Source organism: Streptomyces sp. B1866, from assembly GCF_031932565.1.
Taxonomy (GTDB): Bacteria; Actinomycetota; Actinomycetes; order Streptomycetales; family Streptomycetaceae; genus Streptomyces.
In genome coordinates, this window is record NZ_JAVSCF010000031.1 from 20,303 (window position 1) to 36,888 (window position 16,586).

Annotated in this window: 11 protein-coding genes and 1 pseudogene; 5 read left to right on the forward strand and 7 right to left on the reverse strand. The window is 74.7% G+C overall.

The features are described from left to right. The first annotated feature begins 411 nt into the window (after nt 1-411). From RKE29_RS07385 to RKE29_RS07395, 3 genes are all read left to right on the forward strand, one after another. Nucleotides 412-630, forward strand: a complete 219-nt coding sequence (locus RKE29_RS07385) for a hypothetical protein (protein ID WP_312004263.1) — start codon at nt 412-414, stop codon at nt 628-630. 234 nt (nt 631-864) lie between these two features. Next, nucleotides 865-1,977: an RNA polymerase sigma factor SigF gene (locus tag RKE29_RS07390; RefSeq protein ID WP_312004252.1), complete on the forward strand. Its 1,113-nt coding sequence runs from the start codon at nt 865-867 to the stop codon at nt 1,975-1,977. Nucleotides 1,978-2,164: 187 nt separating this feature from the next. Then, entirely contained in the window at nt 2,165-2,998 is an 834-nt protein-coding gene (locus tag RKE29_RS07395) for an RNA polymerase sigma factor SigF (RefSeq protein WP_312004253.1), read from the forward strand. A 640-nt stretch (nt 2,999-3,638) separates the two neighbouring features. Here the strand turns inward: RKE29_RS07395 and RKE29_RS07400 are convergent. Beyond that, on the reverse strand, nt 3,639-3,866 hold the full coding sequence (locus RKE29_RS07400) for a hypothetical protein (protein ID WP_312004254.1): 228 nt from the start codon (nt 3,864-3,866) through the stop codon (nt 3,639-3,641). Between the two features lie 207 nt (nt 3,867-4,073). Here RKE29_RS07400 and RKE29_RS07405 point away from each other — a divergent pair, with 207 nt between their 5' ends. Both RKE29_RS07405 and RKE29_RS07410 read left to right on the forward strand, forming a co-directional pair. Continuing rightward, nucleotides 4,074-4,592 carry a MarR family transcriptional regulator gene (locus RKE29_RS07405; RefSeq protein WP_312004255.1) on the forward strand — a complete coding sequence of 173 codons (519 nt, stop codon included), beginning with the start codon at nt 4,074-4,076 and terminating at the stop codon, nt 4,590-4,592. An 8-nt stretch (nt 4,593-4,600) separates the two neighbouring features. After that, nucleotides 4,601-7,261, forward strand: coding sequence for an MFS transporter (locus RKE29_RS07410; RefSeq protein WP_312004256.1), 2,661 nt, complete (start codon nt 4,601-4,603; stop codon nt 7,259-7,261). Between the two features lie 79 nt (nt 7,262-7,340). Here the strand turns inward: RKE29_RS07410 and RKE29_RS07415 are convergent, their stop codons facing one another. The 6 genes and pseudogenes from RKE29_RS07415 to RKE29_RS07440 form a co-directional block, all read right to left on the reverse strand. Beyond that, on the reverse strand, nt 7,341-8,174 hold the full coding sequence (locus RKE29_RS07415; RefSeq protein ID WP_312004257.1) for a TetR/AcrR family transcriptional regulator: 834 nt from the start codon (nt 8,172-8,174) through the stop codon (nt 7,341-7,343). Nucleotides 8,175-8,254: 80 nt separating this feature from the next. Then, nucleotides 8,255-9,814: an MFS transporter gene (locus RKE29_RS07420; RefSeq protein WP_312004258.1), complete on the reverse strand. Its 1,560-nt coding sequence runs from the start codon at nt 9,812-9,814 to the stop codon at nt 8,255-8,257. A 390-nt stretch (nt 9,815-10,204) separates the two neighbouring features. Then, nucleotides 10,205-10,420, reverse strand: coding sequence for a hypothetical protein (locus RKE29_RS07425; protein ID WP_312004259.1), 216 nt, complete (start codon nt 10,418-10,420; stop codon nt 10,205-10,207). A 562-nt stretch (nt 10,421-10,982) separates the two neighbouring features. Continuing rightward, the gene (locus RKE29_RS07430) at nt 10,983-13,187 is read right to left on the reverse strand and encodes a glycosyltransferase family 39 protein (RefSeq protein ID WP_312004261.1); all 2,205 of its coding nucleotides are present in this window, start codon (nt 13,185-13,187) and stop codon (nt 10,983-10,985) included. A gap of 158 nt (nt 13,188-13,345) precedes the next feature. Next, complete coding sequence (locus tag RKE29_RS07435) at nt 13,346-14,728, reverse strand: bifunctional glycosyltransferase family 2/GtrA family protein (protein ID WP_312004262.1); 1,383 nt, start codon at nt 14,726-14,728, stop codon at nt 13,346-13,348. Between the two features lie 157 nt (nt 14,729-14,885). Then, nucleotides 14,886-16,458, reverse strand: a pseudogene (locus RKE29_RS07440) (sensor histidine kinase). Nucleotides 16,459-16,586 lie beyond the last annotated feature (128 nt).

Sequence of the window (16,586 nt, forward strand, 5' to 3'; positions counted from 1 at the left end):
GCAACCGGATCGGCGCAGCCTTACCGGATGAGTGAGCACAGGTTTACCGTCGGTAAGTCGAGAGGCGAGCGTAGTTCCCGGAATCCGGCGTTCAATAGAGCGAAAACCAGACAGGGAACGGCCGGGATATGCATGGAATGTCCCGCATAAGAATGCGGCTCCGCACGCCGCCGGAACGCCGCCCAGGACCCGCCGCGCGCCGCCGTACGCCACCCGCCCGGCACGCGCTGACCAGCGGCTTGCCACCGCGGCCCGGAGCCCGCCGCCCCCGGGCCCCGCGCGGCGCCCGGTCCGCTCCCCCGCCGCGGGCGCCGGAGCCGGCCAGGCCGGGTGGACCGCCGGGCGTCACCCGGGTTCGGCGCGGGGGGACACGCCGTGAATGATCAGATAGGTGTGACTGTTGCGCCAATCGTGTGGATAGACTCACGCGACCGCACAGGGGAACGGCAGGGGAGGCGGCGCGAGATGGCCCAGGCGAAGAAAGTCGCGTTCTACATCATCGTCATCTTCGTCCTGTACACCATCATCAACACCCCGGCGCGGGCGGCCGATCTCGTCCAGGAGGGCTTCGAGGGCATTTCCGAGGCCGCCCACCAAATTGGCGAGTTCATGACCGAGCTGGTCGAGTGACACCACCCGGCCCCCGACCTGGCGACGGGGGCCGTCCCACACTCAGGGGCCCCGTCCGGCCGAGCGCGCCGGGCGGGGCTCCGGCGCGTCCGGCGGACGGTTGCGGCACTCGGCGGACGCGCGCCGCGCTCGCCACCAACACGTAGTTATACGGTGCTTGCACACCTTGTATCTGTCTTGTGATGCTATGACCGCTTTTGACGGGTGTGTGCTTCGTGAAGGGGTGGCGAGACCGTGTCGGCCCGTACTGCGCCCAAAACGCCGCTCCTCAGTGACAGTGACAGCCGCGGCTCCGGCCACGGCTCCGAGGGCCGCGGCGGCGCGCGCCGCGACGGGGCCGACGGCGCCGACGGCGGCGCGGAGGGCGGCGGCCAGGACGGCGGGGGCGCCCACAGAGGCGGGCCGAGCGGACCAGGCGGACCGGACAGACCGGGCGCGCCCGGCGGGCCGGTCGGGCCGAGGCCCCGCCAGACCCCCGCGGCCCGCCCGGCACCGGAGAGCCACCAGGGCGCCGCGGTCCGCTCCGGCGGCGCGCCCCGGCCCGGGAGCGGACGCCCGGGCGCGGCTTCCGGAGGCGGACGCGGCCGGGGGGCGGACGCGCGGGCGCTCACCCAGGTGCTGTTCGCCGAACTCGCCGCCCTGGACCCCGGCACGGCCGAGCACGCCCGGGTGCGGGCGGCGCTGATCGAGGCCAACCTGCCGCTGGTCCGGTACGCCGCCGCGCGCTTCCGCAGCCGCAACGAGCCCATGGAGGACGTGATCCAGGTCGGCACCATTGGCCTGATCAACGCCATCGACCGGTTCGACCCGGGCCGCGGCGTGCAGTTCCCCACCTTCGCCATGCCCACCGTCGTCGGCGAGATCAAGCGTTACTTCCGCGACAACGTCCGCACCGTGCACGTACCACGCCGCCTGCACGAGCTGTGGGTGCAGGTGAGCGGGGCGACCGAGGACCTGACCGTGCTGCACGGCCGGTCGCCGACGACCGCCGAGATCGCCGAGCGGCTGAAGCTGTCCGAGGAGGAGGTGCTGGCCTGCATCGAGGCCGGGCGGTCCTACCACGCCACCTCGCTGGAGGCCGCGCAGGAGGGCGACGGCCTGCCGGGGCTGGTGGACCGGCTCGGGTACGAGGACCCGGCGCTGGCCGGGGTCGAGCACCGCGACCTCGTACGGCATCTGCTGGTGCAACTGCCGGAGCGTGAGCAGCGCATCCTGCTGCTGCGCTACTACAGCAACTTGACCCAGTCGCAGATCAGCGCGGAGCTCGGAGTGTCCCAGATGCACGTCTCACGCCTGTTGTCGCGGAGCTTCGCGCGGCTACGATCCGCAAATCGGATCGAGTCGTAACCTGCACGAGTGACTCGCCCTCGGGTCTCATCGGCAGTAATGTCGACATGGCGCTACAGCGTGTTGCCGACATGTGACATTCTGCGGGAACGGCGTCTGATGTGGTTCGACCTCCGGTAAGCAGGGGGATGCTGCGTCCGACGCGCAGAGCGCAGCCGGGATCCGTCCGCGACCTCAAGGGGGTGGCATGTCCGTAGAACTGGGCAGCTCGAAGGTGCTCACCGACGACGCACCGCACGTGCTGGACGACTGCGACGACGCCATCGACACCCGCACCCTCTCCCGCTCCCTGTTCCTGCGGCTCGCCGCCCTCGACCGGAACAGCCCGGAGCGCACCTACGTACGTGACACCCTCATCGAGCTGAACCTTCCCCTCGTGCGGTACGCGGCCGCCCGTTTTCGCAGCCGCAACGAGCCGATGGAGGACATCGTCCAGGTCGGCACCATTGGTCTGATCAAGGCGATCGACCGGTTCGACTGCGAGCGGGGCGTGGAGTTCCCGACCTTCGCGATGCCGACCGTGGTGGGCGAGATCAAGCGGTTCTTCCGCGACACCAGCTGGTCGGTGCGCGTGCCGCGCAGGCTTCAGGAGCTGCGTCTCGCGCTGACCAAGGCCAGCGACGAGCTGTCGCAGAAACTCGACCGCTCCCCCACCGTGACCGAACTCGCCACGTGCCTCGGCGTGTCCGAGGAGGACGTGGTCGACGGCCTCGCGGTCGGCAACGCCTACACGGCCAGCTCCCTGGACTCGCCGTCCCCCGAGGACGACGGCGGCGAGGGCTCGCTGGCGGACCGGCTCGGGTACGAGGACAGCGCGCTGGAGGGCGTGGAGTACCGCGAGTCCCTGAAGCCGCTGCTGGCCAAGCTGCCGCCGCGCGAGCGGCAGATCATCATGCTCCGCTTCTTCGCCAACATGACCCAGTCGCAGATCGGCGAGGAGGTCGGCATCTCGCAGATGCACGTCTCCCGGCTGCTGACGCGCACGCTGGCCCAGCTGCGGGAGGGGCTCATCGCGGACTGACCCGGGCCGACCCTTCGGGCTGGCCCCTTTGGGCTGACCCCGCCGTCGGCCTTGAAGCCGCCTGGCTGTCTGGGCCTTGGGGCTGTCCGGCAGCGTCTGAGCCTGCCTCACCGCTGGGCTGCCTGGCAGCGTCTGAGGCCGCCTCACCGCTTGGGGCCGCCTGGCCGCGCCCGAGCCTGCCTCACCGCTTGGGGCCCTGGCCGCTTGCTCGGAGCCGACTGGCCGCCCGAAGCTGCCTGGGCGCGCCCGGAGCGGCCTGGCCGTCGGCCGCCGCCCCTCGCGTCGCGCCCCGGTCCCGGACCGCGCCGCGTCGGCCCGCGCGCGCCCGCGGCCGGCCGTATACCGGTCCGCCGCACGTACGCGACCGCCTCCGCGGACGCGGGCAGCGCCGCGCCGCCCCGCCGCGGAACCCGACTACGCCCTCGGGACAACGCGGCACGTGAAGGGCTCGCGCCGCGCGTGGCGTCGCCGACCGCCCGGCCCAGTCCCCTAACCGCCCGGCCCGGGCCCGTAACCGCCCGGCCAGTCCCGTAACCGCCCGGCCCGGGCCCGTACGGACGGCCGTGCCGCCGAAGGCCGCCGCCGCCCGGCGGTACCGGTCATCCCGGCGGCGGCCGCCGGCCCCGCGTCGCCGCGTCCGTCAGGACAGCGCCAGCCAGGCCACCGCCGCGACGACGGCCACCACGGCGATCAGGCCGAGGATGAGACCGACGCGCGGGCCGGCCGAGCCGCCCGTGCCGTTCGTGCCGCCCGTGGAGGGACCCGCCGCCGGCCGCTGCTGCGCGCCCTCGTCGACGAAGGCGCGGAACATCTGGGTGCTGCCCGCCGGGTCCTGGTAGCCGTCCGGATGCTGAGGGTTGTTCGCCATGGGGCCCGACCCTAGCGAACGACGCCCGCCGGGCACACCCCGGCACCACCGGGCCTCGACACCCTCCTCAGGTCCCGGTCGGCCGCCGTTTGACCCGTTCCCGAGCCACCCTTTGCCGGAAATTTGTCGCCACGCACCGCCATTTCCCTTGCCTTCGGCAACTAACCACCTTATGGTTGCCTTAAGCAACCTAAACAGGGGGTGCCCGTGGCCGCACGGCGGCGCTACGACGAACTGGCCCGGCAGCTGGGCGCGCTCGGAGCCGCCCGCCGGGGCCTGAGCCGCGTGCTCCCGTCCGACTGCCCGCCCGGCGCGGCCGCCGTGCTCACGGCCCTCGACCGGTACGGCGAGATGCGCATGAGCAAACTGGCCGAACTGCTCGCGGTCGACATGTCGGTCACCAGCCGGCACGTCGCCTACGCCGTCGAGCGCGGCTGGATCAGCCGGCACCCCGACCCGCTCGACGGGCGCTGCCGACTGCTCCGCCTCACCGGAAGTGGCGTGAAGCTGCTGGTCCAGATCTCGGACCGGCACGCGACGGCGCTCTCCGAGCGGCTGAGCGGCTGGTCGGACGAGGACGTCGGGCGGCTCGTGGAGCTGCTGGCCCGGCTACGGGCCGCCTTCGACGAGCCCCGGCCGCGCGCCGCCGCGCGGCCCGCGGGCCCCGCCCCCGGTTCCCGTACGACCCGGACGACCCGGACGACCCGTACACCATCGCGAACGTAAGGACCTCCATGGCACAGACCACACCGGACCGAGGTGTGCGGGGACCCGCGGAGCACCCCGCACACGCCAGGCGCGGCACCGGCAGGGACGGCGGCGCCCCGCGCGGGAGTGCGCCGCATACGCACCCCGGCGGGCAGGGCAGACCCGGCGCCGGGGACGCGGCCGCCGCCGCGGCGCCCATGACGCACCGGCAGATCATGGAGGCGCTGTCCGGGCTGCTGCTCGGCATGTTCGTCGCGATCCTGTCGTCCACGATCGTCACCAACGCCCTGCCGGAGATCATCAACGACCTGCACGGCAGCCAGTCCTCGTACACCTGGGTGGTCACCGCCGCCCTGCTGTCGATGACCGCCACCACCCCGCTGTGGGGCAAGCTCGCCGACCTGTTCAGCAAGAAGCTGCTGGTGCAGACGTCCCTGGTGATCTACGTCGGCGGGTCGGTGGTGGCGGGCCTGTCGCAGAACACGGCCATGCTCATCGCCTGCCGCGTCGTCCAGGGCGTCGGCGTCGGCGGCCTGTCCGCGCTCGCGCAGATAGCCATGGCCGCGATGATCGCCCCGCGCGACCGCGGCCGGTACAGCGGCTACCTCGGCGCCACCTACGCGGTGGCCACCGTGGCCGGCCCGCTGCTGGGCGGCGTCATCACCGACACCGCCTGGCTGGGCTGGCGCTGGTGCTTCTACGTCGGCGTGCCGTTCGCCGTCATCGCACTCGTCGTACTTCAGAAGACCCTCAAACTGCCGGTCGTGCGACGTGACGTGAAGGTCGACTGGGCGGGCGCCTTCTTCATCAGCGCCGCCGTCTCGCTGCTGCTGATATGGGTCACCCTCGCGGGCGACGACTACCCGTGGCTGTCCTGGCAGACGTACGCCATGGTGGGCGGCTCGGCGGTGCTCGGCGCGGTGTTCGTGCTCGTGGAGTCCCGGGCGCGCGAGCCGATCGTGCCGCTGCGGCTGTTCGGCAACCGGACCATCGCGCTGGCGTCCGTGGCCTCGCTGTGCGTGGGCGTGGCGATGTTCGCCGGGACGGTGTTCTTCAGCCAGTACTTCCAGCTGGCGCGCGGCGAGTCGCCCACGATGTCCGGCATCATGACCATACCGATGATCGCCGGCCTGTCCGTGGCCTCGACCGTCTCGGGCCGGTTCATCACCCGGACCGGCCGCTGGAAGGTCTGGCTGATCGCGGGCGGCGTGCTGCTGACCGCGGGCCTGGGGCTGCTGGGCACCATGCGGTACGACACCCCGTACTGGCACCTGGCCTGCTACATGGCCCTGCTGGGCCTCGGCGTCGGCATGATGATGCAGAACCTCGTGCTGGCCACCCAGAACCAGGTGGCCCCGCACGACCTCGGCGCCGCCAGCTCCCTGGTCACCTTCTTCCGCTCCCTGGGCGGCGCGGTGGGCGTCTCCGCGCTCGGCGCGCTGCTGGCCAACCGGGTCGGCCACTACACCGCCGACAGCGGGCTGCGCGGCGGCGGGGGCTCCGGCGGGGGCATACCCGACCTGGACCTGCTGCCGGCGCCGGTGCGCTCGGTGGTGGAGAGCGCGTACGGGCACGGCGTCGCGGACGTGTACCTGTACGCGGCGCCGGTCGCGCTGGCCGCGCTCCTCGTCACCCTCTTCATCAAGGAGGTCGCCTTGAAGACCCACGCGGCGGGCGCGCAGCCGACGGCCACGTCCGAGCCGACGGCCGTTCCCCAGGCCGGAACCGGGACCGGTACCGGAGGCCGGGCCGCCGGCGTGCCGGAGCCCGTGCACCCCCTCGCCGGAGTACCGGCCGCCGGGCCCTCCGCCCCGGGCGGCGGCGCGGCCCCGCGGTGGGCGGTCCACGACGGGCCGCCGGCCGCGGCCGCCTCCGCCGACGGCCCCGGCAGCCTTGACCGCCCCGACGGGCACCGCCCGCGCCAGGGCGTGCACGGCTTCGTGCGGGGCGCCGACGGCGCCGCCGTGCCCCGCGCCGCCGTCACCCTCGTCTCGCTCGGCGGACAGCAGCTGGCCCGCGCGGTGGCGCACCCCGACGGCTCGTACGCGCTCGGCCCGCCCGGCCCCGGCGGCTACGTGCTGATCGCCGCCGCCGACGGGCACCAGCCGCAGGCGTCCACCGTCGTCGTCGGCGAGGAGCCGCTGGGCTTCGACATCGTGCTGGCGGGCACGGGGAGCCTGGCGGGCACGGTGCGGGCCGCCGGCGGACAGCCGGTGGAGGCGGCCACGGTCGTGGTCGCCGATGTGCGCGGTGAGGTGCTGATCAGCGGGCAGACCGGCGGCCGAGGCGACTTCGCCTTCGCCGGACTGGGCTCGGGCACCTTCACGGTCGCGGTGAACGCGCCCGGCTTCCGGCCCGCCGCCGTGCCCGCCGAGGTCGGCGCCCACGGCGTCACCCGGCTGGAGATCGCGCTGGGTGCCGGGGCCCGGCTGCGGGGCGTGGTACGCGCGGACGGACCCGAAGGGCCGCGTCCGCTGCCGGACGCGCGGGTCACGCTGATCGACGCGGCCGGGAACGTGGTCGCGACCGCCACCACCGGCGAGGACGGCGCGTACGCCTTCGCCGACCTGGAGGCGGGCGACTACACCGTCGTCGCCGGCGGCTACCCCCCGGTCGCCACCGCGCTCGCGGTCCCGGAGGACGGGGTCGACGGGCACGAGGTCGTGCTGGGCCACCCCGACGACTGACGGGACGGGGGCCCGTCCGGACGCGGCCAGGACCGGGACCCCGGCGGCCGCGCAGAGCGCAGCCGGGGTCGGGGCGCGCTCAGAGCGCGCCCTCGGGTCCGTCCCGCAGGGCCTCTATCCCGGCGATGGCGAAGTCCAGCGCGAGGGCGAAGTCCCGCTCGCGCATCTCCTCCACCGTGGCCCCGCCGCGCGCCTCCAGGATCTGCCGTGGCTCGTCGAACTCGGGCCGGTCGGCTATCGAGCCCATCACCTCGCCGAAGTACTCGTCCTGGGTGACGCCGGCCTCGCGGCACCGGGCGGCGAAGCGGCCCTCGATCGTCGCGAAGCCGTAGACGAACTGGTAGACGAGGGACAGCGCGCTGGGCAGCTTTTCGCGCGGCAGCCCGCTCTCGGCCATCACCCGCTGGGCGGCGTTGGCGAAGGCCATGGCCTTGGGGCCGATGTTGAGGTATGCGCCGGACAGCGGCGAGACCCACGGGTGCCGCACCAGGGTGTGGCGGTACTCGCGGGCGAGCCGGCGCAGCCGGTCCCGCCAGTCGGCCCGCCCGGTCCCCGGGGAGGTGCCGGCCGCGTCCGGCGCGGCGGGTCGCGCCCCGGCCCGGCCAGCGGCCGGAGCGGCGCCCTCGCCCGGCAGGGCGATCTCGCCCATGACGCAGTCGAGGGCCAGCTCCAGCAGGTCGTCCTTGGTGTCGACGTACCAGTAGACGGACATCGCGGTCACGCCCAGCTCCGCCGCGAGCCGCCGCATCGAGAACCTGGCGAGTCCCTCGGCGTCCAGCAGCCGGACCGTCGCCGCGAGGATCTTCTCCAGATCCAGCCCGGCCGGCTGCTGGCCCGACCTGCGGCGCGGAGTGGGTCGCTCGGAGAGCCAGACGCTGTCGCGCGGACGGACGAAACGAGTGCCGGCGGCCATGGCACGCCCTCCTTCCCCAACTGGCCCCGACCGTACACACTCGCGGGCACGGGCGGGCAGCCGGTGTGCCGGGCGGACGATCATGCCGTGGCCGATGCTATGCCGTCCCTCCCCTCCGCCGCCGTCCGCTCGGCCCGCCGCAGCAGCACCGCGGCCAGCAGGCCCCCGGCCAGCACGGCCGCGGCGCCGACGAGCTGGCTGGTCTCGACGCTGGTACCGAAGGCGTCCCGCACCGCCGACCGGTCCGCGCCCGTACGGGCCGAGGCGAGCGCGGCGGGCAGCGAACCCGCGCCCGCGGCGACGGCCGGGAGGAGCGCGGCGAAGCGGGAGTTGAGGACGGCGCCGAGCACGGCGACGCCCAGCCCGTTGCCCACCTCGGTCAGGGTGCCGTTGACGCCCGCGCCCGCGCCGGCCTGCTCGCGGGGTATGGACGCCATGATGGCGCCGGCCATGGCGGGCATGGAGACGGCCATGCCCGCCCCCATGAGGATCAGGCCGGCGAGCATGCCGCCGTAGCCGTGCGCGCCGAAGACGGCCGAGGTGGCCAGGCCGCCCGCGAGCAGGGTCATGCCGCCGACGATGGTCAGCGGGGTGCCGAGCCGGGGCAGCAGCCGCACGCCGACGCCGGTGATGTTGAGCGCGACGATCGTCAGCGCGAGGGGCGCGGTGCGCAGGCCCGCGCCCAGCGCGTCGTACCCGAGCACGAACTGGAGGTGCTGGGTGAGCAGGAACAGCGAGCCGCCCATGCCGAAGGCGACGAGGATGCCGCCCGCGAGGGCGCCGACGAACCGGCGGTCGCGGAAGAAGCGCATGTCCAGCATGGGGTGCGGGATGTGGCGCTCCCACAGCGCGAACCCGGCCAGCACGGCGGCCCCGGTGAAGGCGGACATCAGCACGCCCATCGACGTCCAGCCCTGCTCCGGCCCGGAGATGATCGCGTACACGACGCCGGTCATGCCGGCCGTGGACAGCAGCGCGCCGAACAGGTCGGGCCGGTCGCCGACCGGGTTCTTCGACTCCGGGACCAGTCGCCAGACGGCGACGAGGCCGAGCAGCGCGACGGGGATGTTGATGAGGAATATCGCGCCCCACCAGAAGTGGTCGAGCAGCGTGCCGCCGATCAGCGGCCCGGCGGCGAACCCGAGCGAGCTGACCCCGCCCCACACCCCGATGGCCCGCGCGCGCTCGCCCTCGTCGAAGACCTGCACGACGACGGCCAGGGTGGTCGTCATCAGCAGCGCCCCGCCCACGCCCATGCCCGCGCGGGCGGCGATGAGCTGCCCGGGTCCCTGGGCCAGGGAGGCGACGAGCGAGCCGACGCCGAAGAGGGCCAGCCCGGACAGCAGCATCAGCCGCCGCCCGTAGCGGTCGGCGGCGGCGCCCGCGGAGAGCAGCAGACCGGCCTGGACCAGGGAATAGGCGTTGATCATCCACTGGATGTCGGTGGTGGAGGCGTCCATCTCCCGGGTGAGGGAGGGGATCGCGACGTTGAGCACCGTGTTGTCGAGCAGCACGGTGAGCTGGGCGAGGCAGATGACGCCGAGAATCAGCCAGCGCCGCGGATGGGCGCCGGGCGGCCCGTCGGCGCGGGGCTGCTGGTCGGGGGTGGCGGGCGTCTGGTCTGCGGACGGCGCCGTCATGAGGGGCACACTCCTCGGACGGGGGTGACGAGCGGTAACCGTCATACACCGTACAAGGAAGCCTGTACGCCGTACAGGGATTTTTCCGGTGGCCGGTCCACGGCTCGCCGCACCCTGCCGTCCGCCCGCCGCCGCCGACCCCGCCGACAGCTCCGCCCTCGGCCCCGCCCGCAGCTCCACCGCCGCCATGACGCCCCCCTCCACGCCCGCCCGACCGTTCGTCAGGCACTGGTCCACAGAGTGCCAGGCACCACTGACAACGGGCTGTCAGGCCAGGTCAGACCAGGTCAGACGGAGTGAAGAGGGCTGCGGGCGGAGATCCGGGAAAGCGGTCGGAGCCCGCGGCGGGCAGGCCGGCCCGCAGCGCGGCGGCGCGGCGCGGCAGGCGGGTCAGCGGTCCGCGGAGCCCCGCCCGCGCCGCGCGACCTCCCGCTCCGGCTCGGGCCGGACCGGCCGCGGCAGGCCCGTCGTGCGGCGGTCGAGAAGGTTGTCGTACGCGGGGAACCGGCCGTGGACGATCACGTAGAGCAAGTGCATGGCGCAGACGGCCAGTGTCACCGCCCCCGCGGAGACCACCACGAACTCGGCGATCACACGACCGCTCATCCCGCTCCTCCGGTCCTAGGCACGCGACTCGGGCCCCGACCCGTGCGTCGTCCCGCGCGGACTTCCCTGGCCGGATCGCGCCGCAGACGTAGAAGGATAGCCGGTCTCTTATCCGCGATCCGGGCCCGTACCCGGCCTTCGGGGGATGGTGATGAGAATGTCACCGGCGCGAAGGCGCTCCGGGCGGCGGGCGCCGGCAGCCGCGCGGCGCGTACCCGACGACGCCCTCCCTCCCGGCCGGGCAGGCGAGCGCGCCCGCGAGAGGCGGACGCCTTACCCGGTTTCAGCGGATCCGGGTGCCTGGCGGATTCGGGTGACTGGCGGATTCGGGTGACTGGCGGGACTCGGCGGACTGGGGTGACTCGGCGAGGTTCGGCCCGCTCGTCCCGTCCCCGCCCGTCCGGTGCGCGCTCGGCCGGTATCCGCTCGCCCCGTCCGCCGCCCATGGTGATCATTGTGGCCCGGGGCGGGCGACGGCAGGGGAAGAGGGCCGGTGGCCGTGAGGAGGGTACGGCCACCGGCCCCGCACGGGGTCGACGGGAGGTCGACGGACCGGGCCCGGTCAGCCGGTGGGCTTCGGCCGGGTCAGGTCGTACAGGACGGTCCCGTCCACCGTGGTCTTCGCGAAGGTCTGCTCGACCCACGCGGTGATCCGGAAGGCGGTGTTCTTCCTGAGCCGGTCGGCGGCGGCCCGGGCACCGGCCCCGGCCTGCCCGCCGGCCCCCGCCGCGCCGCCGCCCGGCCCGCCGGTCAGGCTGCCGGTGGTCAGGCCGGCCGGAGCGATGAAGTAGTGGATCCGCCCCTGGCGCGCGTACTCCTGGAACCGGGCGAGGGTCGGCGACGGGTCGCTGCCGTGGAAGCCGCCGACGGCCATCACCGGCTTCCGGGCGGCGAGCTGGTAGCTGGCCGCGACGTTGGACGTGACCGTCGCCGCCGTCCACCTGTAGCGGTCGGCGTCACGCGCGAGCAGGGCCGTCACCCGGTGGCCGGGCTCCAGGCCCTCGACCAGGGCGAGCAGCCCGGCGGCCTGGGCGGCCGGGTTTCCGCCCGGCACGCGCGTGTCGACACCGGCGCCCGCACCGGCCCCCTGGCCCGTACCGTGCGCCTGGCCCGGGGCCCCGGCACCGCCCGCACCCGGCGCACCGGCCGCGCCCGCGCCGCCCGCGGCACCGGCCCGCCCGCCGCGCGTAACGCCCGCCAGGGCCGGCATGCCCTTCACCGGGGGCCCGGCGATCACGATGGCGCCGTGGTGCCCGGTGTTCACCGTGTTGAGCGTGTACGCCAGCGGACCGGCGAGCGCGGCCGCGAGGCCCAGGCCCGCCGCGCCGAGCGCCAGCCGCCCGTACGGCCCGCCGGCCGGGCGTACGGCCCCGGCCGGGGCCGCGCCCGAAAAGCCGTCAGAAGCGCCGCCAGAAGCCCCGTCAGAAGCCCCGTCCGCAGAGCCGTCAGCCGCCCGCGGCGAGCCCACCGGGGTACCCGCCAGGGAGTCCGCCGGGGCGCCGTCGGGCCCGCCGCCGCGCGCCCGGGACGCCAGCGCCGCCGCCAGCAGTCCGACCGCCGCCACCAGAGCGCCGACCAGTACCGCCCAGCGCAGCCACGGCAGCCACCCGGCGGAACGATTCAGCAGCGTGTACGACCACACCGCCGTGCCCGCGACCGTCACCACCGCCACGGCCACGGCGACCGGGCTGGCCCGCCGCTCCCACAGCGCCACCGAGCCCATGCCCACGAGCGCCGCGATGTACGGGGCCAGCGCGATGTTGTAGTACTCGTGGAAGATCCCGGACATGAAGCTGAAGATGAGGAAGGTCGTCAGCAGCGACCCGCCCCACACCAGGAACGCCGCGCGCCGCGCGTCCGTGCGCGCCGCCCGCCACGTCACCCACAGCCCCGCCGCCAGCAGCACCAGCGCGGCGGGCAGCAGCCAGGCGATCTGGCCGCCCATGTCGGTGCCGAAGAGGCGGCCGAGACCGGTGCTGCCCCACTGCTGCCGGGAGCCGGTGGTGCCGTTCTCGTCGCCGTTGATGCGGCCGAGGCCGTTGTAGCCGAAGGTCAGCTCCAGGAAGCTGTTGTGCTCCGAGCCGCCGACGTACGGGCGGGAGGACTTCGGCCACAGTTCCACGGCCGCCACCCACCAGCCGCCCGCGACGGCCATCGCGGCCCCGGCCGCGAGCAGCTGCCACAGCCGCCTGGCGAGCGGCGTCGGCGCGCACACCGCGTACCCGACGGCGATCGCGGGCACGATCAGCCACGCCTGGAGCGTCTTGGTCAGGAAGCCGAAGCCCAGGCAGGCCCCGGCCAGCAGCAGCCACCTCGTACGGGCGTCCTCCAGGGCCCGCAGCGTGAAGGAGACGGCCGCGACCGACAGCAGGCACAGCAGCGCGTCGGGGTTGTCGTAGCGGAACATCAGCGCCGCGACCGGCGTCAGCGCCAGCACGCCGCCCGCGACCAGGCCCGCGACCGCTCCCGACCGGCGCCGTACGGCCGCGTACAGCACGGCCACCGTCGCCACGCCGATCAGGGCCTGCGGGACCATCACCTGCCACGAGCCGAGCCCGAAGAGGCGCACCGACAGACCCATGGGCCACAGGGAGGCCGGGGGCTTGTCGACGGTGATGGAGTTCGCGGCGTCGGAGGAGCCGAAGAAGAACGCCTTCCAGCTCTCGCTGCCCGCCTGCGCGGCGGCCGCGTAGAACTTGTTGCCGTAAGCGGACTCGTCCAGGGTCCACAGGTACAGAGCGGCGGTCGCGGCCAGCAGGGCCCACAGGGCCGGGCGGGCCCAGGCCGGGTCCGCCGCGCGGGCGAGCGGCGAGGGGCGGCCCGGGCCGGCGGCGGGGGCCGGCGGGGCGGGGCGTACGTCCCGGGCGTCCGCGGCGTACGGGCCGTCCTCGGCCGCGCCGGGGATGTCGGTGACTCCGTAGGTCGTCACCGGCCGGTCCTCGGGTCCTCGTCCACCACGATGGTCTCCGAGGAGATGACGACGGCCTCCGCGGCCTCCACGACCTCCGCCGCGTCGACGTCCGCGAGCCCCTGGTCCGGGTCCGGCGGGAGCCCCTCGGCGGTCTCCGAGCCGGCGCGGCGCCCCGCGGGCTCCGACGGGAAGACCCAGGACCGGAAGAGCAGGAAGCGCACGACGGTGGCCGCCAGGTTGGCGGCGATGAGCACCGCCAGCTCCGTGGTGTGCGCAGGGTCGTCGGCCGCGGCGTTCAGCACGGCGAGCGAGCCGCTGGTCAGCGCGAGGCCGATGGCGAACACCACGAGGCCCTGCGCCTGGTGGCGCACGGCCCGGTCGCGCCCGCGCACGCCGAAGGTCAGCCTGCGGTTGGCGGCGGTGTTGGCGACCGCCGAGACCAGCAGCGCGAGCGCGTTGGCGACCTGCGCGCCGGTGCCGAGCCGGAAGAGCGTGTACAGCCCCAGGTAGAACAGCGTGCTGAGCACGCCCACCACGCAGAAGCCGACGACCTGCCGGGCCAGCCCGCGCGGGACGCCGGAGAGTTCGCGGTCGCGCGGGTCGTCGCCGAAGGGGCGGCGCAGCCGGTCCAGCGGCATTCTGCCGGTGCCCAGGGCCCGTCCCACGCGCCACACCCCCTTGAGGTCGTCGGTGGCGGTCCGCACGATGTGCACCGTACTGTTCGGGTCGTCGACCCAGTCCACCGGGACCTCGTGGATGCGCAGTCCGGCCCGTTCGGCGAGCACCAGCATCTCGGTGTCGAAGAACCAGCCGGTGTCCTCCACCAGCGGCAGCAGCCGCTCGGCGACGTCCTTGCGGATCGCCTTGAAACCGCACTGCGCGTCGGAGAAGCGGGCGGCGAGGCTGCCGCGCAGGATGAGGTTGTACGCGCGGGAGATGAACTCGCGCTTGCGTCCGCGCACCACCCGGGAGCCGCTGGCCAGGCGCGAGCCGATGGCCAGGTCGGAGTGGCCGGACATCAGCGGGGCCACCAGCGGCAGCAGCGCGTTGAGGTCCGTCGACAGGTCGACGTCCATATAGGCGAGCACGGGTGCGTCGGACTGCGACCAGACGGTGCGCAGCGCCCGCCCGCGGCCCTTCTGCTCCAGCCGTACGGAGGCGACGCGCTCCATCGTGGCGGCGAGCCGGGCGGCGATCAGCGGGGTGGTGTCCGTGCTGGCGTTGTCGGCGATGGTGATGCGAAAGCCGTAGTAGGGGAAGGTGCGGGTCAGGTGCTCGTGGAGCCGCAGCACGCACGACTCCAGGTCCTTCTCCTCGTTGTAGACGGGGATGACGACGTCGAGCACGGGCTCACCGCGGCCGACCGACACGGGCCGGCGGGCGGGCAGGGAGTCCAGTGACCGCCCGCGCGGGTGCGCGCGGGGGCGGGTCCGCGTCGAGACGGGGCGGCCCGGGGTGCGGACCGCGGTGGGACGCGGGGAGCCGGAGGGGTCGGACGGAGCGGGGGTGTGGGGGGAGTCCGTTGCCATGAATCGACATTTGCGACCCGTCCTGTCACGTCTGTGTGCCCTGCCTGTGCCCTGCCTGTGAGTGCGTTTCAGGCCGGTGAACAGGCCGTACGGGCAGGTGTACGGCGAACACGGTGCGCCCCGGGACGCTGTCCACGCCCACCAGGCCGCCGTGCGCGGCCGTCACCGCCTGCACGATCGCCAGCCCCAGGCCCGTACTCCCGGCGCCCGCGGCCCAGTCCGCGGCCTGCCCGTCCCGGTCGCGGGAGCGGGTGCGGGAGGCGTCGCCGCGCGCGAACCGCTCGAAGACGTGCGGCAGCAGGCCGGGCGGGATGCCGGGCCCGTCGTCCTGGACCTTCAGCGACACGTACGCGCCGCGGCGCAGCACGCGCGCGGTGACGGTCGTGCCGGCCGGGGTGTGGCGGCCGGCGTTGGCGAGGAGGTTGACCAGCACCTGCCGCAGCCGGGCGTCGTCGCCGCACACCAGCACCGGGTCGTCGGGCAGCTCCAGCCGCCACCGGTGGCCGGGGTGGGCCGCGCGCGCGTCGCTGACCGAGTCGACCACCAGCGGCGACAGGTCCAGTTCGGCGGTGGACAGCGGGCGGCCCGCGTCCAGCCGGGCGAGCAGCAGCAGGTCCTCCACCAGGCCGGTCATGCGGGCCGCCTCGGACTCGATGCGGCCCAGGGCGTGCCGGGTGTCGGGGCCGATCTCCTCGCGGCCGCGCCGGGTCAGCTCGGCGTAGCCGCGGATGGCCGCGAGCGGGGTGCGCAGCTCGTGGCTGGCGTCGGCGAGGAACTGGCGTACCCGCGTCTCGCTCTCCTGCCGGGCGGTCAGCGCGGAGGCGACGTGCCCGAGCATGCGGTTCAGGGCCGCGCCGACCTGCCCGGCCTCGGTGCGCGGGTCGGCCTCGCTCGGCGGGACCCGCTCGTGCAGGGCCACCTCGCCGCGGTGCAGGGGCAGCTCGGACACGCGCGTGGCGGTGACGGCGACGCGGCGCAGCGGGCGCAGCGAGATGCCCACCATCATCGCCCCGGCGATTNACGCGGCGCAGCGGGCGCAGCGAGATGCCCACCATCATCGCCCCGGCGATTCCGGCCGCCACCAGGCCGGCCGCGGTGACGCACACCTCGACCAGCACCAGCGTGTCGACCGTGCCCAGCGCCTCGCGCAGCGGGAAGGCGACGAGGGTGCGGCCGTCGGGGCCGGACATGGCCCGGTAGCGGCCGAGCCCCGGCAGGTCGACGGGGTGGGCGCGGCCGTCCCGGGGCGCGGCCAGCAGGGCCCTGATCTGCGCGCCGGTCAGGTCGTCGAGCTGGTCCTGCGGGTCGCCGGTGCGGGTGGAGTCGTTGTTCTTGGCGGCGGCCAGGACGCTGCCGTTGGCGTGCAGCCGGGCGCCGATCGTGCCGATCGGCTGGCCGGGCCCCAGGACGAAGAACAGGTCGGTGCGCGGCTTGCCGCCGGGCGAGGGGGCGGACCGCTGGAGGGCGGCGGCCATGTTCCCGTCGATCTGCCCGATCAGGTAGGAGTGCAGGCCGAGGGCGGTGACGGTGCCGATGACCGCGCAGACGACGGCGATCAGCGAGACCGCCGAGACGACCAGGCGGGTGCGCAGCGTCAGCCGCCAGCGGCGCGCGTACGGGCGTGCGGCGGGCGCGGGGCCCCCGGTGCCCGCCTGGCCGCCGCCGGCGTGCGGGCCGGCTCCGGGACCGTACGGGCCGTGGGCGGGTCGGCGCGCCGGGCCGTAGC